The organism is Brevibacillus sp. NL20B1 (assembly GCF_018195675.1).
Lineage (GTDB): Bacteria > Bacillota > Bacilli > Brevibacillales > Brevibacillaceae > Brevibacillus > Brevibacillus aydinogluensis.
The window spans coordinates 69,251-94,363 of record NZ_JAGTPT010000003.1; the positions used below are offsets into that span (position 1 = coordinate 69,251).

Sequence of the window (25,113 nt, forward strand, 5' to 3'; positions counted from 1 at the left end):
GTGAATGGGATTCCCCGCGTACCCGACTAGACGCGAGCAGACACAGGCTCGATAAACTGGATGTCACCCGGCTGCATCGATTGGATGCGGGCCAGCGACTCGACGCGAACGCCCATCTGCTCCAACAGACCGCGCCCTTCCTGGAAGCTTTTTTCGATCACCGCGCCGACGCCGACGAGGTGCGCCCCCGCTTCCTTTACGATCGTAGCCAAACCTACCAGCGCCGCTCCGGTGGCGAGAAAATCGTCGACGATCAAGACCCGGTCATGAGACGACAGGTACTGTTTGGCGATGCTGATTTGGTACGTCTCCTGGCGGGTGAAGGAATGGACCGGCACCGAATACACCTCGTCGCTCAAGGTGACGGCTTTTTTCTTTTTCGCATAGACAAACGGCACGCCCAGCGCGTATGCCGTGGCCATCGCAAAGTGAATGCCGCTCGCTTCCACCGTCAGCACCCTGCTGACCCGCTCATCGCGGAAGAGCTCGGCAAAGGCTTGGCCGATCTTCATCGTCAACTGCGGGTCCACCTGATGATTCAAAAACGCATCCACCTTCAGCACCGTCTCGGACAACACCTTGCCGTCCCGGACGATTCGTTCCTTTAATTCTTTCACGTTGTTTTCCTCCTCCTATCGGCTGCACTGCCACAAAAACAAGAAAACCCAGAGCGGACAGTTCACCGGCTGGCAGGCAGACCAACTCCAAGTGAAACCTGTCCCTCTGGGCTTTTTTCCCTCAGGTGTAGCACGAAAGATGTGCCAGCGCCGCTCGGACCGGGCTTTTGCCGGACGGCCGCGATACGGACCGGCGGTCAAAACGGAACCCTAGGCGCTCTTTCACTCGTAGTCAGGCGATTTACGGTCACCTGGTAGAAACTTATGGGCCATATTCCCAAAATTATACGAGCTTGTGTCGATGTTCGGTTGATACAGACAAATCTACCACACTACCTGTCGGCGGGGCAAGCGTAATTTTGCCGCAATCAAGTCAAAAAAAAGCGCGAACCCTCGCGCAATGGGAGGGTTCGGCAGGATGGAACAGCAGGCCGCCTACCGCTTGGGCTTAGCGTGGCGCATGGCCATCGTGATTTTCTTCCACTTGTTTTTTTCGGCCGCCTGCAATCTGGCGTCATCCTTACGGGCCAGATGGGCCAGTTCCCGCTGCAGTTTCCGATAGCTGTCAAAGCGGGCCCGCTGCAGCGAGCCGTCGGCCAACGCCGCCTGGACCGCACAGCCGGGCTCCCTTTCGTGACGGCAGTCGCGAAAGCGGCAGGCTTCCGCCAGTGTTTCAATGTCGTCAAAGACGTCGCGAAACCCGTCATCCGCCTCCCACAACTGCAGTTCCCGCATGCCAGGCGTGTCGATCATCAGGCCGCCTGAGGGCAGCCGGAACAGCTCGCGGTGCGTCGTGGTGTGCCGGCCGCGGTCGTCTTTGCTGCGCACGCCGCTGACCCGCTGAAGATCCATGCCGGCCAGCCGATTGATGAGCGTCGATTTGCCCACCCCGGAGGAGCCCAGCAGTGCGACGGTCTGCCCCTCCCTCAGGTACGGAGCCAGGCTGTCCAGCCCCTCGCCCCGTTCAGCGCTGATCGCGTGGATCGGCACTCCGATGGCGACCGACTCCACTTCGGCCACCTTGCGCTCCACATCCTCGCACAAATCGGCCTTGCTCAACACGATGACCGGGTTGGCCCCGCTTTCCCACGCCAGGATCAGATAGCGCTCGATCCGGCGCAGGTTAAAATCGTTGTTCAACGCGTTGACGAGAAACACGGTATCCACGTTGGCGGCGACGATCTGCTCCTCCACTGTTTCGCCCGCCGCCCTGCGGGAAAACTTGCTCGTGCGCGGGAGCACGGCGTGGATGGAGGCCCGCTTCTCTTCGACGCGGGGAGTGATGACCACCCAATCCCCCACCGCCGGGTAGTCTTCCCGTCCGGAGGCTGAAAAACGGAACTTACCCGTCACTTCCCCCAGGAGTTCGCCGTGTTCCGTCATCACGCGATACAATCGTTTGTGTTCCAGGACAATGCGTCCCACACATACATCCTGCTCCGCAAACGGAGCGAAATGGGCTGCGAAATGGTCGTTCCAGCCCCATGCCTGCAAATTGTTGTTCACTTACGGATTCCTCCTGCAAAGGTATTGTCTGGTCCAGTCAACAGGACAACAACCCGTCACAGGGAATCCTCTGGCAAAAAATACGGTTAGCGTCCGGCTGAAAGGAGGATTCCCGTGACTACATCACCTTGAACAATCTCGACAATCTGCGTTTTTACCATCGTGACATCTCTCCTTTCAGACCGGCGAACCGGTCAATGCATGTGGTTACCGCTAATTGTACCACGGTTTTATGGGGAGCAACAGTACGGGATGCCCCGGATTTTCTGCCTGACGCGACGGCGTCAGTCGCCGCCTCCACCGTCGCTTCCTCCTCCGCCGTCTCCCCAGATGCCGTCGGACTTGTGGTCTTTACCGTCGCTGTCGATGTAAAACGGTCCGGACGACGAACTGTCACTGCCGTACGCGGAGGATCGACCAGTGCCCGCCCTTTTGACGGCCGACACGAGCACCAGCAGCAGGAGGATCAATAATACGGCACCGATGATGATTGCTTTCATCTTTCTCCCCCCCAGCATTTGCAATTTTTGATTGCCGTTTCATTATACATGCAGCGGTCTTGCAGTCAGGCAGGCCGAATGCCCAGAAAAAGCGGCCGTACGTCCCCCCGCTGTTTGCCTGGATAATTCTGTGGTACGCTTACCTTACATGCTGTGCAGTGGGAGGGGTTTCTTATCCATGGATACGGTCACACACGCGCTTATCGGCGCAGTTCTCTACAGGTCGATTCGCACTGAACACCTGTCCAAAGCGGAAAAGCGGGCGCTCTTGTTCACCTCGCTTGCCGGAAGCGAACTGCCCGACATCGACGTCGTCTCCCAATTGTGGGATACAGGCGGCCAATACCTGATGTGGCATCGCGGCATTACCCACTCGGTCCTGCTCGTGCCGGTGTGGGCCGCGCTTTTGACCGGCATCGCCCGATGGTGGTGGCGGGTGGCTGACAAGCGCATTTTCCCGCTCGCCATGCTCGCCCTCTTTGTCCACATCACCACCGACATTTTCAATCCGTGGGGCACCGGCTACTGGGAGCCGTTTTCCCAGCAGCGCGTCTCCATCGGCACCGTCCCGATTATCGATCTGGTCATGTGGGCGATCATGCTCGCCGGCTATCTCCTCAGCCGTTTCGGCAAATGGCCGCGCCATCTCGTCTTTCGCGCCGTTGCCTGCCTACTGGTGCTGGAGATCGCCAGCCAGACGGTGCAGGGCCAGATCGTGAAGCATTCGTTTGCAGACCGGTACGAGCAGGTCGTGCTGGCCGCCGACTTTGTGCCTGGTTCGTACAAGGTGATCAGCAAACAGGGAACCACTGTGGACATTCACCGCGCCTCCGTCTGGTCGGAGCCGGTGCTGCTTCAGCGCCTCACCACCGCCGAGCAGGCCGACCTGACGCCGCTGTTCGAGCAAAATCCGGCTGCCCGCACGCTCTACCAGTGGGCGCCGATGGTCGTCGTCGTTGACACGCCTGAGCGTCTGGCCGTCTTCGATCCGCGTTTTGGCGACCGGGGCGAGTCGTTTTTGTACGAGTACATCGACAAGTAATCAGCACACGATCACGACTGTGTGCTCGCCGCGTCAGCGGCACAGCGGCCGGAATGTCGGCTGACTCGCGAAACGCGCGGCGAGCGAAGCAGTCCGTCTGGTATCAGGAAGAGGGGATGAAAACGTCCTTCTCTTCATCATAGTGATAGACTTGTGAAGTTTCTTTGGTCGAACTTACGTGTTCGAAGTCCTCGTTATAGTTGTAGGCAGTCTGCTTGTAATACAGTGTGCCTGTATGTTCATCGATAAAAAACGTGCCAAACTTCTTGTGTAACGGCGGGGGGCCGTTCGCCAACACATCATAAGCTACGCCATTCCACACTTCTTTGTAACCCTGCTTTGTGTATTTGATGAGATGGTAATTGTTTTTCTGTACGCCGGAACCGCCAAGCCCGGATACAAATGAAATCATGTGATCAACGGCACCGTGAACCTGCAGACCATATACTGGCTCACCCTTGGCATACACCTCTCTGTATGCGCCGTTTTCTTCCGCATACAGAACAAACCAGCCTTCCATATGGCTCGTTGTCAGGAAGGCGGCTATTTCGGGTGCCCTGTTTTTTCGATCCATCCGAAGATACACAAGCGTAATGCTTTCTTTCTTGATTTCATCTGGTTGACTAAACTTTTGTCTGAATGAATCGAACAACCAATCGGGGATGTTGGTTGCATCCCCCTCTTCTAATTGAACAGGTTGTATTCGTTCCCCTTGCTCGCTGTTCGATGACGTACAGCCGATCAGGACAACAGCTGTCACAACAAGCAGCAGCCATTTCTTCACTAGAGTCTTTTTGCCTCCTTAGCTGTCTTTGCAAGCCCATCTTGCGGATAAGTACAGCCTTCGTTTTTCTGCTTCCCTTCACTTCCGCCCCAGGAAGTCGAGCACCAGCCGGTTAAACGCCTCCGGCTGGTCCATCGGCGGAATGTGAGCCGACGCCTCCAGCACTGCTTTTTCCGCGCCGGATATGCGTGCCGCCAGCTCGTCGGCGATCTGCAAAAAGTCCTCGTAGTCTCTGGCACCGGCAATTACCAGCGTCGGTACCTTGATCTCTTCCAGCCGGTCTTTCGGCAGCGGTGACAGCCACGCGGGCATTTGGGTCACCGGCGGCAGCGAGTAGGCATGCGCGGTCATCAGCCGAAAGCTCTCCCTTGCTTCTCCCGCCTCTGTGTTGACCGGCTGATCCGGCCCGTCAAACCACATCCGCGCCGCCAGCTCCACTGCCTCTTCCCGGCTGCCTGATTCAATCAGCTCTGCTATGCGGCCTGCATCCCGCTGCCGTCGCTCCGATCGCGGGTGGCCGAGCAGACCGGACGAGACGAGTACGAGCCGCTTCACCATCTCCGGCCAGGCCAGGGCAAACTCCTGGGCCACCGTCCCGCCGAATGACAGGCCGACGACATGGGCCCGTTTCACACCCAATCCCTCCAGCACGGCGCGGGCATCCCCGTACAGCGTATAGGGGCCCTCCCCGATGGGCGTCCGGCCCATGCCGCGCAGATCAAAGCGGATGACGCGATAGAATTGGGCAAACACCGCCGCCTGTCTCTCCCACATGCGCGTGTCCAGATTGAGTCCGTGAATCAGCAGCAGCGGCTCTCCCGTTCCCTGTGCTTCGTAGTAGAAGCGGGTGCCGTTCGCTTCGATCCATCCGGATTGCGTTACGAGATCGATTTCCATTTTTTCTCACGCCACCACTATTGCACACATCACCCGGTTGTGTCCAGACAATTCACACAATATACGAGATACCCCCCCCAAAAAGTCCGGACGTCACGTATGGGTCGCGATGTGCGCTGAAAAAACAACGGCCCGGCACACGGGAGATGTCCTCGCTGCCGGGCTGGCTGCACGCGTCCCGCCGCCGCCACATGTGCGGTGAAACGGGACTTGCGCTTATTCACGTCCACTCTTTAGTTCAGTCCAGTACCGGTCGTACTCCTGCAGCGTGTCGCCCACGTCGACAAGCCATTCGGCCCGATCGATGTCCGCTTTGTCCAAGAAGATCATCTTGTTGGCGCGGTATTCTTCGCTGTGCAGCGGGTACGCCTTTTCGTTCGGGTTGCTGTAGCCGATGAACTCGTAGTTTTTCACGCTGACCTGCGGGTCCATCAGGAAGTTGATAAACTTCTCCGCCAGTTCCTTGTGTTTGGCTCCTTTGGGAATGGCCAGCGTGTCCGCCCAGATTGTGGCCCCTTCTTTCGGGATGACGTACGCGACATCCTGGTTTTGCGCGTTGATAAACGACGCGTCGCCGGACCAAACGGTGCCAATCCACGCTTCTTCGGCGATCATTTTCTGCTTGATGTTGTCCGTGTCAAACGCGATCACACTGGGCAAAAGGCCCTTCAGATCCGCAAACGCCTTCTCCAGTTCGCCCTTGTCCTTGGTGCTGTTGGAGAAGCCGTTTTTGATCAGCGCCATGCCCATGACTTCGCGCGGGTCGTTCAGCAGGATCACACGTCCCTTGTACGCAGGGTTCCACAGGTCCTGCCAGCTGGTGATCGGCTCTTTCACGTACTTTTTGTTGTAGGCGATCCCCGTAATGCCCCAGGTATACACGATCGAATACTTGTTGCCCGGGTCAAACGGCGGCGTCTGGAACGTGGAGACGATGTTCTTCAGGTTGGGGATGTTCTCCTTGTTCAGCTCTTCCAGCAAGCCGAGCTGGATCAACGTTCCCACCATGTAGTCGGACGGCTGGATCAGGTCGTAACCGGAAGCGCCCGCCTGGATTTTGGCCAGCATTTCTTCGTTGCTGCCGTACACGTCGTAGTTGACCTTGACGTTGTACGTCTGCTCAAACTCCTTGATCACATCCGGGTTAAAGTTGTCAGCCCAACTGTAGATGTTCAGCACCTGCTCCTCTTGCTCGGAAGAGGAGCAGCCGACGGCGGAAAAGGCGAGGGCGGCGGACATCGCGCCGATCAACAGGGACTTCAGCACTTTCATGTGACGAGTTCAACCTCCCGTAAACGGTTGTTTGTGTCCTGGTTACAACGTGATCGATTTGGAGTCCTTGCGCCGGAGAAGCTCAGCGATGACCACCAGCAGCACCGTGCAGGCGATCATCAGCGTGGAGAGCGCGTTTACCTCCGGAGACACGCCGCGTTTAACCAGGCCGTAGATGTACAGCGGCAGCGTCGTCGAGTTGGGCCCGGCGACAAAGAACGAAATAATGAAGTCGTCCAGCGAGAGCGTAAAGGACATCAGCAGCCCGGCGAGAATGCTGGGCGAGATCAGCGGCAGCGTCACATGGCGCAGCGTCTCCCAGGGAGTGGCACCCAAATCCTGTGCCGCCTCTTCCAGTTCGCTGCCCATGTCGGCCAGCCGCGCCATGATGATGACCATCACAAACGGCATGCTGAAGGTGACATGCGCCATCACCAGCGTCGCTTTGCCCAGCTCGATGTGCAGTTGGCTGAACAGCACCAACAGCGACAGCCCCATCATGATTTCCGGGATGACGATCGGCAGGTAGATCAGGGATTGAACGATGCTGCGCCAGCGAAGCGAGAAATGCTTTAACGCCAATGCCGCCGCCGTACCCAGGAGCGTGGCCAGCACACTGCTGATCAGCGCGATGGACAAGCTGTTGCCCAATGCTTCCATCACCTGCCGGTTTTCAAACAAGGAAACGTACCATTTCCACGTAAACCCGCTCCAGACGGCATTGATGCGCGACTGGTTGAACGAATACAGCATCAAAACGGCGATCGGCAGGTACAAAAAGACCAGCATCGCCCAGGAATAACCGGATAGTGCTCGGCGCCGCCAGCTGCTCATGCTGCTCCCTCCTTTGGCCCGGCCGCTTTGGTGGCACGGTAGTAAAGGAAGATCAACAGCATCGACAAAAGCATCAAAACGATCGAAAGCGCCGAGCCAAACGGCCAGTCGCGTGCGGAGAGGAACTGGTTCTGGATGACGTTGCCGATCAGGGCCGATTTCGCCCCGCCCATCACGTCAGGCACGACGAACATGCCGATGGACGACACGAAAACCAGAATGGAACCGGTGACCACGCCTGTCTTGCTCAGCGGCAAGGTGACGTGCCAAAAGGCTTTCCACGGCGTCGCACCCAGGTCGTACGCCGCCTCCAGCTTGCGCCGGTCCATCTGCTCCAGCGAGACGTAGATCGGCAGCACCATGAACGGCAGCAGGGTGTAGACCATCCCCAGCAGCACCGAGCCGGAGTTGTACAACAGCGGCAGCGGTTCGTCGATCAGGCCGAGCGACTGTAGCACGGTGTTGATTACACCTTGCGAGCGCAAAATGATCACCCAGGCGTACGAGCGAACGAGAAAATTGATCCAAAACGGGATCATGACCAGCAGCAGCCAGATTTTCTGCGCCGACCGCCGCATCCGCGAGATGTGGTACGCCAGCGGATAGCCGCAGACGAGCGCGAGAAACGTCGTCAGCACGGAAATGGCCAGCGTGTCCAGGAAGATGTCTCCGTACAGCGGATCAATGATGCGCGTGTAGTTGTCCAGCGTCCCCTGATACACGATCTGGCCGTAGGTGCCGCGTTTCAAAAAGGAAAGGGCAGCGATCATCAATAGCGGCAGGACGAAGAGCGCCCCCAGCCACACCAGGGCCGGCAGCGCCAATAGCTTGAGCCGTTTGGTGGTCATAACCAGAGCGTCACCTCGTCCTCGGGTGCCCATCCGATCGCCACTTGATCGCCCTCCCGCCAGCTGCGGCTGTCGCCTGCGTACTGGTGGGCCAGCACGGTCATGTCCTCCTCGTACAGCCGAATGTACAGCTTGCGCAGGTTGCCGAGAAACACCATGTCAATGATCCGGCCGGTCATGCGGTGCTTGTCCTGCTCCGCTTCAAGCGGATACAGCCTGATTTTTTCCGGACGGACGGCGATGTTGGCGTCACCGCTGCGGAAAATGTTGTTTTCACCGATGAACGTGGCGACGAACAGGGTGCGCGGTCGGTTGTAAATCTCGGCCGGTGTGGCGATCTGCTCGATCCGCCCCTTGTTCATGACTGCAATCCGGTCGGACATCGCCATCGCCTCTTCCTGGTCGTGCGTCACGTAGACAAAGGTAATACCTAAATTTTTCTGCAAATTCTTTAATTCCAACTGCAGATTTTTGCGCAGTTGATAGTCCAGCGCTCCCAATGGCTCGTCCAACAGCAGCACCTTCGGGTTGTTGACGATTGCCCGGGCAATGGCCACGCGCTGCTGCTGCCCGCCGGACAGCTGTTTCGGCGTCCGCTTGCGAAGCTCAGCGAGATGCGTGTACTGCAGGGCTTCCTCCAGCCGCCGCTGCTGTTCCGCAGCAGGCACTTTCTTCATTTTCAGTCCGAACAGGATGTTCTCTTCCACCGTCATGTGCGGAAACAAGGCGTACTGCTGGAACACCATGTTCATGTCGCGCCTGTAGGGGGGAACGTTGGTCAACGGCTTCCCGTCCAGATAGATCTCCCCGGCTGTCGGCTCCTCAAAACCGGCGATCATGCGCAGCAGTGTCGTTTTGCCGCAGCCGCTCGGCCCCAACAGCGTCAGAAATTCCCCTTCACCAATGGTTAGGGACAGGGGAGGAATCACCACGGAACCTGAAAAGTGCTTTTCAATTGACTCCAGGGCAATGATCGTTTTCATCTGGTCATCGTCTCACCATATGTCAAAATACTCATAACCAATCTAGGTAAATATAACGTGGATGACACGTTTTGTAAACAGGTGGAGGGTCTTGTCGATCAAATTTTTCCGAGCGAGTTTTCGGCGCGATGGCGGCGGGCAAACACGCCAAGTTGAAAACGTTTCCACCTCTTCCTATAATAGTCTCAAACGTAACGATGACAGGAGGCTACAACGTGAATCCGCTTGCGTACGGACTGCTCGGGCTGGTGGCGCGCACGCCCAGCTCCGGCTATGACTTGATGCTGCAGCTTCAACCGTTTTGGCAGGCCAAACACAGCCAGATTTACCCCCTGCTGGCCAAAATGGAGCAGGAGGGGTATGTGGAATTTACCCGCGTACACCAGATAGACCGGCCGGACAAAAAAGTGTATTCGATTACCGAAAAGGGACGCGAGGCTTTGCGGGAGTGGCTGGCGGAACCGACTTCGGAGCCGGTGTTTCGCGACGAGCTGTTTCTCAAGTCGTACTGCCTGTGGTTGACAGATACTGAGTCGGCCCGCAACCTGTTTGCCGAGCGGGAAGCGTACTGCCGGGAGCAGCTGCAGATGTTTGAGACCTTTTTACAAGAGCTGGAGAAGGCCTGCGACGGCCTGCCGCAAGACCCCCGCACTCCCTCCTTTGGCGAATACATTCTGATCCGCCGCGCCATCAGCAGCATGCGCGAGGAAATGGAGTGGTGCCGCTGGGTGATGGACCTGTTGAACAACTCCCGGCCTTAAATCCAATCCATGCGCAAAAAAACCTCCCGCCGTACAGACAGGAGGCTCATTTCCGGTGTTACTTTTTCGTCACCAGCTCCAGATCAACCGGGATGAAGCTGTCCACTTTCTCTCCTTTTGCCACGCTGATTGCCGTTTGCACAGCCGTCTCCCCGATTGCAGCCGGTTTTTGCGCGACGGTTGCCGCCATTTTGCCCTCGTTGACCGCTTTGACTGCGTCGTCGGTAGCGTCAAAGCCGACCACCAGGATCTGTTTGCCCGCCGCTTCGATCGCCTGCAGTGCGCCCAGCGCCATCTCGTCGTTGTGGGCGAAGACGGCCTGAATGTCCTTGTTGCCCTGCAGAATGTTTTCCATTACACTCAATCCTTTGGCGCGGTCAAAGTCAGCCGGCTGCTGAGCCACCACTTTTACACCGTCCTTGTTGTCAACGGCTTCGTGGAACCCTTTGCCGCGGTCGCGGGCCGCGGAGGTGCCGGCGATGCCCTGCAGCTCGACGATGTTGCCCTTGCCGCCCAGCTTCTCCAGAATGAACTCGCCCGCCATTTTGCCTCCTTTTTCGTTGTCAGAGGCGATGTGGGAGACGACGTTTCCGCCTTCTGCCGCACGGTCGACGGTGATTACCGGAATGTTGGCCTGATTGGCCGCTTCCACTGCGGTGGTGATGGCGGCGCTGTCCGTTGGGTTGATCAGGATGACGTCCACCTTTTTCTGGATCAGGTCTTCCACGCCGCTGATCTGCTTGGCGGTGTCATCCTGCGCGTCGACGACGATCAGCTTTGCGCCGGCCTCGCTTGCTGCCTTTTCCGCCCCTTCCTTGAGCGTGACAAAGAACGGGTTGTTCAGCGTGGACACGGCCAGACCGATGGTGATTGTGCCGTCTGCCGCAGCACCAGAGCCACCTTGGGACGACTGATCCGGTGCCTTGTTTTCCAGACTGGACGACGTGGAGCAGCCGGCCAGCACCGACAGCACCAGAGACGAAGCCAACGCCAACTTCAAAAACCTTTTCATGTGTACCTTCCCCCTATGTGATCATTATTTATTGGATTTAGACCGGTCGAGCAATACTGCCACCAGGATGACTGCCCCTTTGACCACCGCCTGGTAGAAAGAGGAGACATTGAGCAGATTGAGACCGTTGTCTAACACACCGATGATCATCGCCCCGATCAGGGTGCCGACGATCCAGCCGCGTCCGCCGGCCAGACTGGTTCCGCCCAGCACGACGGCAGCAATCGCATCCAGTTCGTACGCAGTCCCCGCCGTCGGCTGCGCAGAGTTGAGGCGGGAGGCGAGGATAATTCCGCTCAGAGCGGCAAACAGCCCGCTGATCGTGTAGACCCATACCTTCACCCGGGTCGTGCTGATGCCGGACAGCCTCGTCGCTTCCTCGTTGCTGCCGAGCGCGTAGACGTGACGCCCAAACGTCGTGTGACGCAGGATGAAGTACAGCACGACAAAGGAGAGCACCATCCAGATGACCGGCATCGGAATCTCCAGGAAAAAGCCTTTCCCCAGCATGGCAAAATCGGGATTCAGGCCGGTGATCGGCTTTCCTTCCGTATAGACAAGCGTCAGTCCGCGAAACACGGTCATCGTCGCCAGCGTGGCGATAAACGGGGCGACTTTTCCCTTGGCGATGATCAGGCCGTTGACGGCTCCCATCGCCATGCCGGCCATCAGGCCAATCAGGACGGCCAGCGTCGTGTCCATCCCGCCGGTCATCAAGCCGGCCGTGATGGCGCTGGACAGGGCCAGAATGGAGCCAACGGACAAGTCGATCCCGCCCGTCAGGATGACGAAGGTCATCCCGAACGCGATCAGGGCGTTGATGGAGATCTGCCGCAGCACGTTGAAAATGTTGCTGAGGGTCAAAAAGTCGTCGCTAATAATGGACAGTACGATGACAATCAAGGCCAGCCCGAGGAGCGGGCCCATCCGCTGCAATAGGTTAAACCGCATGGGTGTTCGTCCCTCCCGTCGCCGCATGCATGATCAATTCCTGTGTCGCTTCCGCCCGTGAAAACGATCCGGTGATGCGCCCCTCGTGCATGACTAGCACCCGGTCGCTCATCCCCAGCACCTCCGGCAGTTCGGAGGAAATCATCAGGATGGCCACGCCTTCCTGGGCCAGGCGGTTCATGATGTCGTAAATCTCTTTTTTCGCTCCGATGTCGACCCCTCGGGTCGGTTCGTCCAAAATCAAAATCTTCGGCTTGGTGGCCAGCCATTTGCCGATCACCACTTTTTGCTGATTGCCGCCGGAGAGCGAGCCGGCCGCCTGTTCCCCGCCGGATGTCTTGATCAACAGCCGCCGAATCGTCTCCTCACTCAATGTCCGCTCCGCCTGCCGGTTCATCACGCCCAGCGACGAGAGCTTTGCCAGATTGGGCAGTGCGATGTTTTCCCGCACAGAGAGCGGCAGCACCAGCCCCTCCTCTTTTCGGTCCTCGGTCACCAGCGCAATGCCTGCCCGGATCGCGTCGATCGGCTGGCTGATGCGGACTTGCTTGCCGTCGACGAAAATGGCGCCGCCGTCCATCTTCTCCGCGCCGAACAGCGCTTTGGCCATCTCGGTGCGGCCTGCTCCCATCAAGCCGGCCACGCCGACAATCTCACCGCTTCTCAGGGAAAAGGAGATGCCGGACAGCTTGCCGCGGACGGTGAGGTTCTCCACGCGAAGCCGTTCCTCGCCAGGCTTCACTTCCACTTTCGGGAAGCGATCCGTGATTTCCCGGCCGACCATCATTTTTACCAGTTCATCCAGGTTGGTCTGTTCCGTCGTCACTGTTCCCACGTATTTGCCATCCCGCAGCACCGTGATCCGGTCGCTGATCTGGAAAATCTCCTCCATGCGGTGGGAAATGTAGATCATGCCCACCCCTTTCTGTTTGAGGGCGGCAATCACCTCAAAGAGGGCGTCGATCTCCCGGTTGGTCAGCGCCGCCGTCGGTTCGTCCAGCACCAGGATATCCGCCTGCATCGACAGCGCTTTGGCAATTTCGATCATCTGCTGCTGCCCGACGGACAGGTTGCCCACCAGCGTCGCCGGATCCAGGTCGATCGCCAGCTGCTCCAGCCAGCGCTTTGCTTCCGTCCGCATCCGGGACCAGTTTACAAGCCCGCTTTTGCCGTAGGTAAACTCGCGGCCGAGAAAGATGTTTTCCATGACGGACAGGTGCGGGATCAGGTTCAGCTCCTGGTGGATGATGGCGATGCCCCGTTTGGCGGCGATGTCGGGGGTCATCGTTTCCTGCGTCTGCCCCTTGACGACAATCGTGCCGCCGTCCCGCTGGTAGATGCCGCCGAGAATTTTCATCAGGGTGGATTTGCCCGCCCCGTTTTCGCCCATCAGCGCAAGCACTTCGCCGCGCTTCAGGTTGAGCATCACCCCGTCCAGCACCTTTACCCCGGGGAACGACTTGCTGATCTCCTTCATCTCCAACAAGTAGTCACTCATGCGCTCTCCCTCCCTTCGCCTCGCGCTTTAGAAGATGACGCCTGCCTGCAGGATCACGTTGGCGTACGGCGTGCACTCACCCGTACGGATCACCGCCCGGGCTTCCCTGGTCAGCTGCTTGAACATTTCGTGGCTGACGATGTCCCGTTCGGCGCCGGGCAGTTCCGCTTCCAGCCGCCGGACGGCCTGCGGGTTGACCCGCTGCCATTCCTCCGCGTAGATCACCCGCTCCACCTGCATCTCGATCAGGACCGCCTGCAGCACGTCAAAGAACGACGGCAGTCCCGGCAACACAGCCAGATCAATGCGCGGAACGAATTCGGGAATCGGCAGGCCGGCATCGCAAATGACGATCCGGTCCGTGTGTCCCAGTCTGCTGATCAGCGCCGACAATTCACTGTTGAGTATCCCCTGTTTTTTCATGGCGTCCTCCTACTCTGCGGCAAATTCCTGCACCTGTGCAAGCGTCGGCATTCCGGCGTGCGCCCCCAGCCTGGTGACGGCCAGCGCCCCCACCTTGACGGCAAACGCCACCGCCGCAGGCACTGTCTCGCCTGTTGCAAGCGCAAAGGCAAATCCGGCGTTGAACGCATCGCCTGCTCCTGTCGTATCCACCACATCCACCTTGTGGCCGGGAACGCGGCCAAACGCTCCGTCTTCTGTCAGATACGCCGCACCCTTGGCGCCGAGCGTGGTGACGATGGTCCGCACCCCTTTGTCCTGCAGACGGCGCATCGCATCGACCAGCTTGGTGCGTTCGTCCGCTTCCGCCAAAAGGTACAGCTCCGTTTCATTCGGAATCAGCACATCCACATGGGAGAGCAGGTCGTCGGGCAGCGGCCGGGCCGGAGCCGGGTTGAGCACGACCGCCTTGCCGAGCCGCTTGGCCGTCTGGGCCGCGTACTGGACCGTCTCCAGCGGAATTTCCAACTGCAGGAGCACCGCGTCCGCCTGTCTGACAAGCTCCTGGTGCCGGTCGATGTCAGCCGGAGTGCAGTGACCGTTTGCCCCGGCGACGACGATAATCTGGTTGTCTCCTTGCGACAGCAGGATTGAGGCAACGCCGGTGTGCGTCCCGCTTACGGTTTTGACTGCGCTTGTGTCGATGCCTTCACGCTTCAGCGATTGCAGCAGTTCCGCGCCAAACGGATCGCCGCCGACAGCCCCGATCATCGCTGTTCGCGCTCCCAGCCGGGCAGCGGCCACCGCCTGGTTGGAACCTTTGCCTCCGGGAATGAAATGCACCTGGCTGCCGGACACCGTTTCGCCCATTTGAGGCGGCCGGTCCGCTTCCACCACGATGTCGATGTTCAAACTGCCGATTACGACAATCGAAGGGATCTTGTTCATGCTTCCGCTCTCCTTTTCGTGGATTCCCGCGCAACGAGGGTGACCTCCAGCTCGTACAGCCTTGGCTCCATCACGCCGGTCTCAATCGTTTCCATCAAGACTTTGGCCGCAAGCACTCCCATCTCGTAAATGGGCTGGGCCACCGTGGACAGCTCCGGCTGGGTCAGTTCAGTCAACCCGATCCCATCAAAACCGATCAGCGCCACGTCCTCCGGCACTCTTACGCCCAATTGGTACAGCGCTTTTAACGCGCCGACCGCCATCAGATCGTTGCCGCAGAAAATGCCGTCCACGTCCGGGTGCCGCTTCAACAGCTCCTTGACGGCATCAAATCCGCCATCCACGCGGAAGTGGCCGGGCACCATCAGGCTGGGCGTGTACCAGGGGAAGTGCATCACCGTCTCCTCGTAGCCGAGCAGCCGTTTTTTCGCCGTGATCAGCTCCTGCGGGCCGTAGATGTGGGCGATTTTCCGGCACCCCACGTCCAGCAGGTGGCGGACCGCCAGTTTGGCCCCTTCGTAGTTTTGTGAACGGATCACGCTGCACAACTGCCGAGTGGGCGCCCGGTCGAGCACGACCAGCGGAATGTTGTTGCTCCGCATCTGCTCCACGTCTTCCTGCCCCAGGGTGTTGGAGGCGAAAATGATGCCGTCGATGTACTTTTTGCGGAGCATTTCGATGTATGACTTTTCCTTTTGTCCCTGGTCGTCGGAGTTGCACAGAATCACCGTGTACCCCTGCGCCTGTGCCGCGTCCTCCACGCCGCGGGCCATCTCGGGAAAAAACGGGTTGGTGATGTCGGGCAGTATCAGGGCAATCGTGCCTGTCTGTTTGCCGGCCAAGCCCCGCGCCACCGCATTCGGTTCGTACCTGAGCTGCTCAATCGCTCTGCGCACTTTTTGTTCCGTTTCCTTGTTCACGTAGCCGTTTTGGTTGAGCACCCGGGACACTGTCGCCACGGAGACGCCCGCCAGTCTGGCTACATCGCGAATCGTCGCCATGTCTGCTTCACCGTCGTCATCTGATCTGTAACCGGTTACACATGATTGGAAAAAAATGAATGATCGGAGTATCCAACCATATGTAACCGGTTTCATGTATACGCTTTCAATATACGCCTGTGCATCCGAGGATGTCAACACTTTTCTGACGCGCCCAGTCCGGACCAAGACGATGCGGCCGTCGTTCACGCAGCGGCGACAATGCTTTTTCTCGCCTGTCCGCTTCCCCAACGCAAAAGCGGGCGTCAGTTGAAGACACCCGCTTTCGTTTGCAGACCACACATATAATGATTCGTCATTCGTCGTCAAGGACCAATGCGTAGACGATCCCCGGTCCGTGCACGCCGATCGTCAGGTCGTTCTCGATGTCGGCCGAACGGCTGGGGCCTGTGATAAAGTGAATGCCCGCCGGCAGCCCGCACCCGCTCCATGCGGCGATCTCGCGCAGCACCTCGCCCATTTTCGTCTTGATCGCAGATGCCTTCACAATGCCCATGAACGCAGTGGGCAGCAGGCTGATCGAGCGGCCCTGAGACGGCCCGGAGGCGATCACCACCGAACCGGTGTGAGCAATGGCAAAGTCGACGACGGCGATTCCCAGGTCGGCGTCGGCTGCCTTTTCCAACAGGCGCGAACGCCCGCCGTTTTCGCCCGATTCCTTTTTCCAGACGTGTACCTCGGCCGGTTTCATGCGGACGTCCACCCGCAGTTCTTCCATCAGCGGATGATCGGCTCGGATCACCTGCTTCACGCCTGTCTCGGCGGCAAACGTTTCGAGAAATTGACCGAGAGCGGCCGTGTCTGCAAAACGCCTGGCAACCCCGCCCAGACTCTTCCAGTTTTTGATGAACAACTCCACGTTGTCCTCCCTGTCCAGCGCATAATCGTTCCAAAAATCGGGCGCTCCCTTTACCGTGCGCTGCGGCGGCTTGGTGAGCTGCGGCCGTCCCAGGCGTTCTGCAATCCGCGCGAAGAATGCCTGTTCCTTTTCCAGAGATTCGCGATGCAGCCGATCAATTTCCTCATGGCCGGTTGGGGATAGAGTGCGGTTCATCAGCGTTTCCTCCTTTGCTCGAGCTGATCCTGCAGCCGTTTTCGAATCTCGTCGCTCATCTCCGTGCTGTCATCACGCAGCTCCTGTTCCAGGGCGGACCAACGCTCGCGGAAAGGCTGCCCGGCCAAACCCGGCAGCACCCGCCCCGCGTTCCATCCCTTGAACGGGCCCCACTTGGCGCGGATCACGCCGTTTCGCAGCAGCGCGGCCTGTCCGATCCGCCCCAGCTTGATCGTTCGCCGAAACGCGTGGCTACTGGAGGCAGCCAGTCGAAACACCTTCATCCCCAGCCTCTCCGCAGGTGCGGTCAGTCCGCTCTCCACATTTCTCCTGCGGATGTAGACCAGCATGTCGTGCAGGGGGATTTTGACCGGACACGCTTCATAGCAGGCGCCGCAAAGACTGGAAGCGTTCGCCACCTCGCCCCACTTGGTCCGGTCTTCATTCAGCAGAGGCGTGAGCACGGCGCCGATCGGCCCGCTGTACACCCAGCCGTACGCGTGGCCGCCCACGTGCCGGTAGACCGGGCAGGCGTTGAGGCAGGCACCGCAGCGTATGCAGTTGAGCACTTCCTGAAACTCCGGGTCGCCCAGTTGGCGGGACCTCCCGTTGTCGATGATGATGACGTGCAGCTCTTCCGGCCCGTCGCCGTCTCCGCTGCGCCGCGGACCGGTAATCGCCGACATGTACACGGTCAGTTTCTGTCCGGTGGCGGAACGGGGCAGCAGCGTCGCCATCACTTCGAGATCTTCCCAGGAGGGGATGATTCGCTCCATCCCCATGAAGGTGATCTGCGTCTTGGGCAACGTGCTGACCATTCTGCCGTTTCCTTCGTTGGAAAAAAGCACAATCGAACCGCTTTCAGCAATCGCAAAGTTGCAGCCGGTCATGCCGATGTCGGCGGCGAGAAACTTCTCCCTCAGCTTGGTGCGGGCAAATCCGGCAAGAATCGCCGTTTCCGCCGGGAGATCGGTTCCCGCCACCTGGGAAAACAGCTGCGCCACCTGGCTTTTGTTCTTGTGGATCGCGGGAATAATGATGTGGGACGGCGTTTCCCCGGCCAGCTGGATGATGTACTCTCCCAGATCGGTCTCCACCGCCTCGATCCCGTTCGCCTCCAGCGCCTGGTTGATGTGCAGTTCTTCAGACACCATCGACTTGGACTTCACCACCGATTTCGCCTGTTTCGCCCTGGCGATGCGCAAGGTGATGTCGACAGCCTCCCTGGCGTCCGCCGCGAAGTGAACGTATCCCCCCGCCGCCCTGAGGTTGGCGACAAATTGGCTCAGGTAGTAATCCAGATGGGCGATCGTGTGCAGTCTGATCTGTCGCCCGCGTTCGCGCCAGGCTTCCCAGTTGCCCAGTTCGTCCGCCGCTGTCTGCTTGCCGGTGCGCAGCTTCTTGGTGGTAAACTTGACGGCATTTCGCAAAAACTGGTCGCGCAGGGCGATTTTCGCCCGCTGCTCCAAGGTATCGGCCGTATGATGTCCGCTCATCGTCTGCTGTTCACCCCTTCGTACAAGAGTTCCGCCAGGTGCATCACCCGCACCTGTTTGCCTTCGTGCATCAAGCGGCCCCCGATGTTCATCAGGCAGCCCATGTCCGTTCCGACCAGGACCTCCGCCTCCGTCTCCAGCACGTGCTCCGCTTTGTCCGCCGCCATCGCCAGAGAAATGTCGGGGAGCTTGACCGAAAACGTCCCGCCGAATCCGCAGCAGTCTTCGGCATAGGGCAGCGGAACGAGTCGAAGCCCGGCTACATTGGACAAGAGGGACAGCGGTTCGTCCTTGACGCCGAGCAGCCGGCTGGCATGACAGGACGGATGATACGTGACCGTGTGCGGAAAGGTCGCCTCCAGATCGGTCACCCCCAAAACATTGACGAAAAACTGCGAAAATTCATAGGTCTTTTCGATCAGCGATTCCGCCTTTTGCAAATAGACCGGGTCGTCTTGAAACAGCGCGGGATAGTGATGGTGAATCATTCCCACACAGGAGCCGGACGGGGCAATCACGAAATCGCTTTCAGCAAACGCGTCGATGATGGTCTTGGCCGCGTCTCGGGCCGCATCCCAGTACCCGCTGTTGAACGCGGGTTGGCCGCAGCAGGTCTGCCCGTCGGGAAAGCGGAGCCGGATGCCGTACCTGGCGCACAGGCGGGCCACCGCTTCTCCCACGCGGGGATAGACGGCATCAGACAAACAGGTGACAAAGAGCGAGACGTTCATCCATGCTTCTCCTCCAGTTCGTCGCTTGGGTATGCCTGACCAAAAATATGTCAGGTTATCTGATGAATTTACACCAGACTATCATAATTCAGGAAAAAAGTGTAGAGTGGAATTATCACTGCCATGGAGGTAACCGGATGTTTCTGCATAAAAAAAGCTATGAAATTATCGCCGAAGAGTTGCAGCGAATCATTGAATCCGGCCTGCTCAAGCCTGGTGACAAACTGGATACGATAGAAAATCTGGCCAAGCAGTATCACGTCAGCCGGTCCACCATCCGTGAGGCGTTGAGCCACCTCAAGGCCCTGGGGCTGATCGAGTCGCGGCAGGGCGGCGGGACGTTTGTCAAAAGCGCCCCGTTCCAATCAGCGGAAACCATGCTGCAGTTGAACAACCCGCAGGTGGAACTGCTGCAGATCATGCAGGTGCGCAAGATTCTGGAGATCGGTTGTGTGGAACTGGCCGCATACAACCGCACGGACGAAAACATCGAAGAGCTGGAGCGGATTCTCAAGCAGATGAAAGAAGCGCTGGGCAACGAAGAGATCAGCCACCTCTACGACGTCAACTTCCACCTGGCCATCGCCCGCAGCACGCAGAACCCGATCCTGCAATCGCTGATCGAGAACTTCGCCTCTTCCCTGTTTCGCACGATGCAGGACATACGAAAGCTGTGGCTGCATACCGAGTCGGCCATGAAACTGTACGAGGAGCACAAACAGCTGGTGGAAGCGATCAAAAATCGTGACGCCAAACGGGGGATGGAGCTGATGGCCAAACACCTGCAGCGATCCGAACTGCCCCTGACCAAGGAAAACAAATGAGCAGCGAGCCCTCGGCTCCGCCTTTTTAGGACGGGCGGGGGCTCGTGCCGTTTTTTTGCAGCGCCGACCGATCAAAAGATTCAAAATTTTTCTTGAATCTTTTTTTCCTGCTTTTTATAATCGAGGTAATCATTCACCAAAAATTCATCAGATGACCTTACTACATGACGAATGACTCTCGTTCATGTCCACCGGAAAGGAGGGCGCTGCCGGACATTTGCCTTACTGTTTTTGCAAACGCTTTCTTTGATTCGCATACAGTACGCTCGTGACGGAACGGACTCTCAACCACCAATTCATCAGGTGACCTTATTACTTTGTCGTGCTTCCTGCTTTGAACTCATGTAGAAACGGGGTGTTTTTCCATGACGTGGACACAAACAGTCGCTCCCCTCAATGGGAGTATCGTACTCTCGGCCCTGGCGGCACTCGTCCCGATTCTGTACTTCTTCTGGGCCTTGGCGATCAAGCGCATGAAAGGGCACGTGGCCGGAATCACCACGCTGCTCCTGGCCGTGCTCGTCGCTGTATTGGTCTACGGCATGCCGGTCCGGATGGCGGTCATGTCGTCGGTTCAGGGAGCTGTTTACGGCCTGCTGCCGATTGGCTGGATCATCATCTGTGCCGTGTTTTTGTACAAGCTGACGGTGAAGACGGGCCAGTTTGATTTGATCCGCGCCTCTGTCGTGTCGATTACCGAAGACCGTCGATTGCAGGTGCTGCTGATCGCTTTTTCATTTGGCGCGTTTCTGGAGGGGGCGGCCGGCTTTGGCGCTCCGGTGGCTATCACGGCCGCACTGCTGGTCGGTCTGGGCTTTCACCCGCTTTACGCCGCCGGCCTCTGTCTGATTGCCAACACTGCACCCGTCGCATTTGGCGCGATCGGCATTCCCATCCTCGCCGTGGAGGGGCCGACAGGGGTGCCCGCGATGGAGATTTCCAAGATGGTCGGGCGGCAGCTTCCGTTTCTCTCCGCCTTCGTGCCGTTTTACCTGATCGTCATCATGGCAGGGGTAAAAAAAGCGGTGGAGGTCCTGCCGGCGATTCTCGTCTCCGGCGTCTCGTTTGCGCTTACCCAGTACCTCACGTCCAACTTCCTGGGACCGGAACTGCCCGACATCCTGTCCGCGCTCGTCTCCATCGTGGCGCTGGCGCTCTTTCTGAAAGTCTGGAAGCCCAAGCAGGTGTTTCGCTTTTCCGCCGAGCAGGCCTCCTTTGAACTGGCGGCCGCTGCCGCTTCAGCAGGGCACGCCGGCCCAAAGCATTCCTCTTTGCAGGTAGTCAAGGCGTGGTCGCCGTTTGTCATGCTTACCGTCTTCATCTTTCTCTGGGGACTCCCCCCTGTCAAAAAGGCCCTGCTCGGCACATACGAGGGGAGCAATCCCCTGCTGAACCTGCTTAATCCGCTCGGGAAGCTGCTTACCTTTACGCCGGAAGTCCCCGGCCTGCACAAGCTGATTATCGACACCGCCGGCAACCCGATGGCCGCCGTGTTCAAGCTGGAACTGCTGGCTGCTGCCGGCACATCGATCCTGGTCGCCGCTGTCGTGACCAAGTTCATCGTCAGGATATCCTGGAAAGATTGGTGTTCCACTTTTGCCGAAACGCTGCACGAACTTCGCTTCCCGATCGTGACCATCGCCTCGGTTGTCGCGTTTGCCTACGTGACCAATGCGTCCGGCATGAGCACGACACTGGGGACCCTGCTGGCTTCAACCGGCGTGCTGTTTCCATTCTTTGCGCCGTTCCTCGGGTGGCTCGGCGTGTTTATCACCGGTTCCGACACGTCGTCCAACCTGCTGTTCGGACATTTGCAAAAAGTGACGGCCACGCAGTTGGGGGTTGATCCCGTCCTGGCGATTGCCGCCAACACCAGCGGGGGTGTCACCGGAAAGATGATCTCGCCGCAATCGATTGCAGTCGCCTGCGCCGCCGTCGGATTGGCCGGCAAGGAAGCCGACCTCGTCCGCTTTACGCTGAAGCACAGCATCATCCTGGTGGTGCTGGTCGGCCTGATCACGTTCCTGCAATCCAACGTCCTGTCGTGGATGATTCCGTGACGCGCTCGAATCGCTGATGGGCGCCGCGACTTGGCATGAAAAAAGAGCGAAGCAGACTCGTGCTGCTTCGCTCAGCGTGTAGACCATAACAGGAAAATGGCCGTCACGACAAAAGGGAGGCCGAACAGAAACAAGCGTCCCGCCCATTTCTGCCGCTGCTTGCGATCCTCCGCCGTTTCCGTCGCGTAGTTGGCGCGAATGCGGTCGCCGCTCAGCAGCGCTCCCGAACAGACCGCGCTGAACAGCCACACCGCTCCGCCGACGACGGCAAACGTGTTCCAATAGCCGAAATACAGTCCGGCCGCCAAACAGGCCAGCCATAGCCCGGCACATACGACCGCGTACTTCACGAGACCACCCTCCCCCTTTTGCCTGCCATTCCTTTATTCGCGATTCGGATCTGCTGCGCCGATGCAGCAGCAGATGATGCTCATGCTGTGTCAGACGGCATCCCCGCTGGACGGTGCCATCCCCCACGGGACAGTCTTTTGTGCCATTGATCACGCCTGTGCGCGGTACACCTGTCTGCCCATTACATAGGTGGCCTCCACTCCGTACGACAGGTTCAGCACGGTAATATCCGCGTCGTACCCCGCCTCCAGGCGCCCTTTTTGCCCGCCCAGGCCCACGATCTCCGCCGGTGTCTGGGACGCCATGGCGACCGCTTCCGGCAGCGGCACGCCGCACAGGGTCACCATGTTCTGCACCGCCCGGTTGAGTGTCAAAATGCTGCCGGCCAGCGTGCCGTCCGCCAGTTTGGCCTGCGTTCCCCGCACGTGCACTTCCTGGCCGCCCAGGTCGTACACGCCGTCGCCGAGCGCCGCCGCCCGCATCGAATCGCTGACCAGGGCCAGGCGCCCAAACGACTTCAGCCGATACAAAATGCGCATCACGGCCGGGTGCACATGCTCTCCGTCGGCGATCAGCTCGGTGCTCAACTGTTCGTGCACCATCGCCGCACCGACCACCCCCGGCTCGCGGTGGTGCAGTCCCGTCATGGCGTTGAAGCAGTGGGTAAAGTGCTGCACGCCGCACTCCACCGCATGCTGTGCCTGGGCAAACGTGGCCCCGGTATGCCCGGCGGAGACGATGACCCCCTGCTCCTTCAGCCAGCGGATCGCTTCCAGCGCTTCCGGCTGCTCCGGCGCGATCGTCACCACCTTCAGCAGTCCGCCTGCCAGCTCGTACAGCCGGCGCACCTCCGCCAATTTGGGTGCGACGATGTGGGCCTCGTTTTGCGCCCCTTTGTAGCGCGGATTGATCCACGGCCCTTCCAGGTGAATGCCCGCGACAGCCGCTCCCTCCGTCCCGGCTCGGCTGACCGCGGCGATGTTGCGGATCGCCTTTTCCAACTCCGCGTAAGAGGCTGTCATCGTCGTCGCCAAAAACGACGTGACGCCGAATCGGGCCAGCGCCCGGGAGATCGTCATAAGCGACTCCGGCGTGCCGTCCATCGTGTCGCAGCCGGCGATGCCGTGCATGTGTATGTCGACGAACCCCGGACAAATCCAGCCGTCCTTCACCGTCTCCACCCGTTCCGGCAGCGGTCCGGCGTACCCGGCTGACGTTCCCGCGTAGGCGATTGTGCCGCCGTCCACGACGACCAGGCCGTCAGCCACGCACGTGCCGCCTGTGACCACCGTTCCCCGCAGGGCAAATGCTTGCTTCATCCTCCATCCCTCCATCAGCTGTTTTGCTTCATCGTGTGCAGCCGCCCGGTCGGATGATGGCCGCAGGTGCCTGCCGGCGCTCTCAAGCGATGCCGCGCGGCTACGGCGATAGCCGCTTTTCCAGCTCAATCTCGTCGCGCAGCGGGATGCCGTCACTGCCAACGGTCGGGATTTGCGGCTTGAGCCGACGCGCCTGCTCCACAGCATTGCGGTGGACGGCGACCAGCACGTACCCCCGCTTTTGGTAAAAGCGCAGGGCATTCAGATTGTCGTTGGTCGTCAACAGCCAAACGCGATCCATTCCGCTGTCGCGCGCCACCCGTTCCACCGCCAGCATCAAGGAGGTGCCGACGCCGATGCCTTCCCTCACGCTGTCCAGCGAGACCACCTGCAGCTGGCCGTCGGCGACAGCGTAGGTCACCAGCCCGACAAGCTCCTCGCCGCAGAAAGCGGCAAATCCGGGCAGCTCGTCACAGGCAAACACCTGCAGTCCGTGGCCGTACACCATGTTTGAGCTGCCCCAATGCTCACGGAGAAAGCCGCCCAGCCACAGCCGGTCCGACTCGACCAGGGCTCTGACACGAATTTCGTTCATGCTCGTTCCCCCTCTATTGTATCGCAATCACCCCGCCAGCCGAACACATAATGCGCCGATAGAGGCGAGGTTCCCGACGTGGTTCCGTCAGCACTCTGGCGAACAGCATTACGTTCTATTTTTCAACCTCGGTGCCATTGACGGCCGACAGCTTGACAATCAACGCCCACTTTGCCAGTTTTAGCCGCTCGGGGGAGAAATCCATCACGTGCATGGCGTTTTCATCCGTCGCCTGCATGCCCCAGACGGCTACTTGTTCCCCTTCCGAAACCTGTACACTGTCGTGAAGTTGAATCAGCCCTCTTGCCATATGTTTACGCCCGGCGTCCAGTTCCGTCCGGACGCTGGACTGTTCGCTGTCGTCGGCAAAAGCGGAAGTGACCACGTATCGCGTGCTGGCTTCGTTGTTGGCGTCCGACTCTCGTACGGAGATGAGAAACTGGCCGTCGTAATGCCTGTTATTGGTTGACGCGCGGGTCATTGTGTCAAACGCCTGCCCAATGTCCGTTTTGACGCCGTTTTCCCACACCTCAACCACAGCCCGGATCGTCTCTTTCTTTCCTTCGTAGGACACTTTGACGGCCCCTGACATGTCTCCCAGGAACGGTTTGAATTTTTGGGCATCTCCGGCGAACAAATCGACAGGTTCGATGTGCAGCATGCCCGGCTGCGTCCGCTCGGAATTGGAGCATGACAGGAGCAAAAGCGACGACAGCACAAACAGAACGATGCGCAGCATGCCCAAGGTGTGCCATCCTCCCTTCTCCCGCATGAATGATTTCATCTCATCTGTCCGTATGCTGCTCACCGCCGCGCGGGGGACGTGC

26 protein-coding genes and 1 riboswitch are annotated in these 25,113 nt (G+C 59.0%); of the genes, 4 read left to right on the forward strand and 22 right to left on the reverse strand.

Annotation, left to right across the window (positions count from 1 at the left end):
- Nucleotides 1-26: 26 nt before the first annotated feature.
- The 3 genes from KDN35_RS03435 to KDN35_RS03445 form a co-directional block, all read right to left on the reverse strand.
- A complete protein-coding gene (locus tag KDN35_RS03435; protein WP_212132080.1) occupies nucleotides 27-617 on the reverse strand; it encodes a xanthine phosphoribosyltransferase in 591 nt (196 codons plus the stop codon).
- 209 nt (nucleotides 618-826) lie between these two features.
- A riboswitch (purine riboswitch) is annotated at nucleotides 827-928 on the reverse strand.
- A gap of 124 nt (nucleotides 929-1,052) precedes the next feature.
- Complete coding sequence (rsgA, locus tag KDN35_RS03440) at nucleotides 1,053-2,123, reverse strand: ribosome small subunit-dependent GTPase A (protein ID WP_212132081.1); 1,071 nt, start codon at nucleotides 2,121-2,123, stop codon at nucleotides 1,053-1,055.
- Nucleotides 2,124-2,407: 284 nt separating this feature from the next.
- Nucleotides 2,408-2,623: a hypothetical protein gene (locus KDN35_RS03445; protein ID WP_171565943.1), complete on the reverse strand. Its 216-nt coding sequence runs from the start codon at nucleotides 2,621-2,623 to the stop codon at nucleotides 2,408-2,410.
- Between the two features lie 178 nt (nucleotides 2,624-2,801).
- On the opposite strand from KDN35_RS03445, the gene KDN35_RS03450 reads away from it, so the two are divergent.
- The gene (locus tag KDN35_RS03450) at nucleotides 2,802-3,665 is read left to right on the forward strand and encodes a metal-dependent hydrolase (RefSeq protein WP_171565941.1); all 864 of its coding nucleotides are present in this window, start codon (nucleotides 2,802-2,804) and stop codon (nucleotides 3,663-3,665) included.
- A 103-nt stretch (nucleotides 3,666-3,768) separates the two neighbouring features.
- Here KDN35_RS03450 and KDN35_RS03455 read toward each other — a convergent pair whose 3' ends face one another.
- The 6 genes from KDN35_RS03455 to KDN35_RS03480 all read right to left on the reverse strand — a co-directional run bounded on the left by KDN35_RS03455 (nucleotide 3,769) and on the right by KDN35_RS03480 (nucleotide 9,283).
- Entirely contained in the window at nucleotides 3,769-4,449 is a 681-nt protein-coding gene (locus KDN35_RS03455) for a hypothetical protein (protein ID WP_171565940.1), read from the reverse strand.
- 78 nt (nucleotides 4,450-4,527) lie between these two features.
- Nucleotides 4,528-5,346: an alpha/beta fold hydrolase gene (locus KDN35_RS03460; protein ID WP_212132082.1), complete on the reverse strand. Its 819-nt coding sequence runs from the start codon at nucleotides 5,344-5,346 to the stop codon at nucleotides 4,528-4,530.
- Nucleotides 5,347-5,562: 216 nt separating this feature from the next.
- Nucleotides 5,563-6,618, reverse strand: coding sequence for an ABC transporter substrate-binding protein (locus KDN35_RS03465; protein WP_212132083.1), 1,056 nt, complete (start codon nucleotides 6,616-6,618; stop codon nucleotides 5,563-5,565).
- A 42-nt stretch (nucleotides 6,619-6,660) separates the two neighbouring features.
- Complete coding sequence (locus KDN35_RS03470) at nucleotides 6,661-7,452, reverse strand: ABC transporter permease (RefSeq protein ID WP_171565932.1); 792 nt, start codon at nucleotides 7,450-7,452, stop codon at nucleotides 6,661-6,663.
- Nucleotides 7,449-8,300 (reverse strand): ABC transporter permease, encoded by an 852-nt coding sequence (locus tag KDN35_RS03475; protein ID WP_171565930.1) that lies wholly within the window; start codon nucleotides 8,298-8,300, stop codon nucleotides 7,449-7,451. The genes KDN35_RS03470 and KDN35_RS03475 overlap by 4 nt, the downstream gene beginning before the upstream one ends.
- Nucleotides 8,297-9,283 carry an ABC transporter ATP-binding protein gene (locus KDN35_RS03480; RefSeq protein ID WP_171565929.1) on the reverse strand — a complete coding sequence of 329 codons (987 nt, stop codon included), beginning with the start codon at nucleotides 9,281-9,283 and terminating at the stop codon, nucleotides 8,297-8,299. The genes KDN35_RS03475 and KDN35_RS03480 overlap by 4 nt, the downstream gene beginning before the upstream one ends.
- 215 nt (nucleotides 9,284-9,498) lie before the next feature.
- Here KDN35_RS03480 and KDN35_RS03485 point away from each other — a divergent pair, with 215 nt between their 5' ends.
- Nucleotides 9,499-10,044 (forward strand): PadR family transcriptional regulator, encoded by a 546-nt coding sequence (locus tag KDN35_RS03485; RefSeq protein WP_212132084.1) that lies wholly within the window; start codon nucleotides 9,499-9,501, stop codon nucleotides 10,042-10,044.
- A gap of 58 nt (nucleotides 10,045-10,102) precedes the next feature.
- Here the strand turns inward: KDN35_RS03485 and rbsB are convergent, their stop codons facing one another.
- The 9 genes from rbsB to KDN35_RS03530 form a co-directional block, all read right to left on the reverse strand.
- The gene (rbsB, locus tag KDN35_RS03490) at nucleotides 10,103-11,056 is read right to left on the reverse strand and encodes a ribose ABC transporter substrate-binding protein RbsB (RefSeq protein WP_171565927.1); all 954 of its coding nucleotides are present in this window, start codon (nucleotides 11,054-11,056) and stop codon (nucleotides 10,103-10,105) included.
- Between the two features lie 24 nt (nucleotides 11,057-11,080).
- Complete coding sequence (locus KDN35_RS03495; protein WP_230077323.1) at nucleotides 11,081-12,007, reverse strand: ABC transporter permease; 927 nt, start codon at nucleotides 12,005-12,007, stop codon at nucleotides 11,081-11,083.
- Complete coding sequence (locus KDN35_RS03500; protein WP_171565925.1) at nucleotides 11,997-13,505, reverse strand: sugar ABC transporter ATP-binding protein; 1,509 nt, start codon at nucleotides 13,503-13,505, stop codon at nucleotides 11,997-11,999. The genes KDN35_RS03495 and KDN35_RS03500 overlap by 11 nt, the downstream gene beginning before the upstream one ends.
- Before the next feature lie 27 nt (nucleotides 13,506-13,532).
- Complete coding sequence (gene rbsD / locus KDN35_RS03505; RefSeq protein WP_171565924.1) at nucleotides 13,533-13,928, reverse strand: D-ribose pyranase; 396 nt, start codon at nucleotides 13,926-13,928, stop codon at nucleotides 13,533-13,535.
- Nucleotides 13,929-13,937: 9 nt separating this feature from the next.
- Nucleotides 13,938-14,855 carry a ribokinase gene (rbsK, locus tag KDN35_RS03510; RefSeq protein ID WP_212132085.1) on the reverse strand — a complete coding sequence of 306 codons (918 nt, stop codon included), beginning with the start codon at nucleotides 14,853-14,855 and terminating at the stop codon, nucleotides 13,938-13,940.
- A complete protein-coding gene (locus KDN35_RS03515; protein WP_171565922.1) occupies nucleotides 14,852-15,856 on the reverse strand; it encodes a LacI family DNA-binding transcriptional regulator in 1,005 nt (334 codons plus the stop codon). Before KDN35_RS03515 ends, rbsK begins: the two co-directional genes overlap by 4 nt.
- 295 nt (nucleotides 15,857-16,151) lie before the next feature.
- Nucleotides 16,152-16,910, reverse strand: a complete 759-nt coding sequence (locus tag KDN35_RS03520) for a LutC/YkgG family protein (RefSeq protein ID WP_212132086.1) — start codon at nucleotides 16,908-16,910, stop codon at nucleotides 16,152-16,154.
- Nucleotides 16,910-18,406, reverse strand: coding sequence for a LutB/LldF family L-lactate oxidation iron-sulfur protein (locus KDN35_RS03525; RefSeq protein WP_212132087.1), 1,497 nt, complete (start codon nucleotides 18,404-18,406; stop codon nucleotides 16,910-16,912). The genes KDN35_RS03520 and KDN35_RS03525 overlap by 1 nt, the downstream gene beginning before the upstream one ends.
- Entirely contained in the window at nucleotides 18,403-19,137 is a 735-nt protein-coding gene (locus tag KDN35_RS03530) for a (Fe-S)-binding protein (protein WP_212132088.1), read from the reverse strand. The genes KDN35_RS03525 and KDN35_RS03530 overlap by 4 nt, the downstream gene beginning before the upstream one ends.
- A 137-nt stretch (nucleotides 19,138-19,274) precedes the next feature.
- Here KDN35_RS03530 and KDN35_RS03535 point away from each other — a divergent pair, with 137 nt between their 5' ends.
- The gene (locus KDN35_RS03535) at nucleotides 19,275-19,961 is read left to right on the forward strand and encodes a FadR/GntR family transcriptional regulator (RefSeq protein ID WP_212132089.1); all 687 of its coding nucleotides are present in this window, start codon (nucleotides 19,275-19,277) and stop codon (nucleotides 19,959-19,961) included.
- A 365-nt stretch (nucleotides 19,962-20,326) separates the two neighbouring features.
- Nucleotides 20,327-22,021, forward strand: coding sequence for an L-lactate permease (locus KDN35_RS03540; protein ID WP_171565917.1), 1,695 nt, complete (start codon nucleotides 20,327-20,329; stop codon nucleotides 22,019-22,021).
- 71 nt (nucleotides 22,022-22,092) lie between these two features.
- On the opposite strand, the gene KDN35_RS03545 is transcribed toward KDN35_RS03540, so the two are convergent.
- From KDN35_RS03545 to KDN35_RS03560, 4 genes are all read right to left on the reverse strand, one after another.
- A complete protein-coding gene (locus KDN35_RS03545) occupies nucleotides 22,093-22,371 on the reverse strand; it encodes a DUF5316 domain-containing protein (RefSeq protein WP_212132090.1) in 279 nt (92 codons plus the stop codon).
- A gap of 150 nt (nucleotides 22,372-22,521) precedes the next feature.
- Nucleotides 22,522-23,691: an N-acetylglucosamine-6-phosphate deacetylase gene (gene nagA, locus KDN35_RS03550; protein ID WP_212132091.1), complete on the reverse strand. Its 1,170-nt coding sequence runs from the start codon at nucleotides 23,689-23,691 to the stop codon at nucleotides 22,522-22,524.
- Between the two features lie 100 nt (nucleotides 23,692-23,791).
- Entirely contained in the window at nucleotides 23,792-24,286 is a 495-nt protein-coding gene (locus KDN35_RS03555) for a GNAT family N-acetyltransferase (RefSeq protein WP_171565914.1), read from the reverse strand.
- Nucleotides 24,287-24,401: 115 nt separating this feature from the next.
- Nucleotides 24,402-25,070 carry a hypothetical protein gene (locus KDN35_RS03560; protein WP_212132092.1) on the reverse strand — a complete coding sequence of 223 codons (669 nt, stop codon included), beginning with the start codon at nucleotides 25,068-25,070 and terminating at the stop codon, nucleotides 24,402-24,404.
- Nucleotides 25,071-25,113 lie beyond the last annotated feature (43 nt).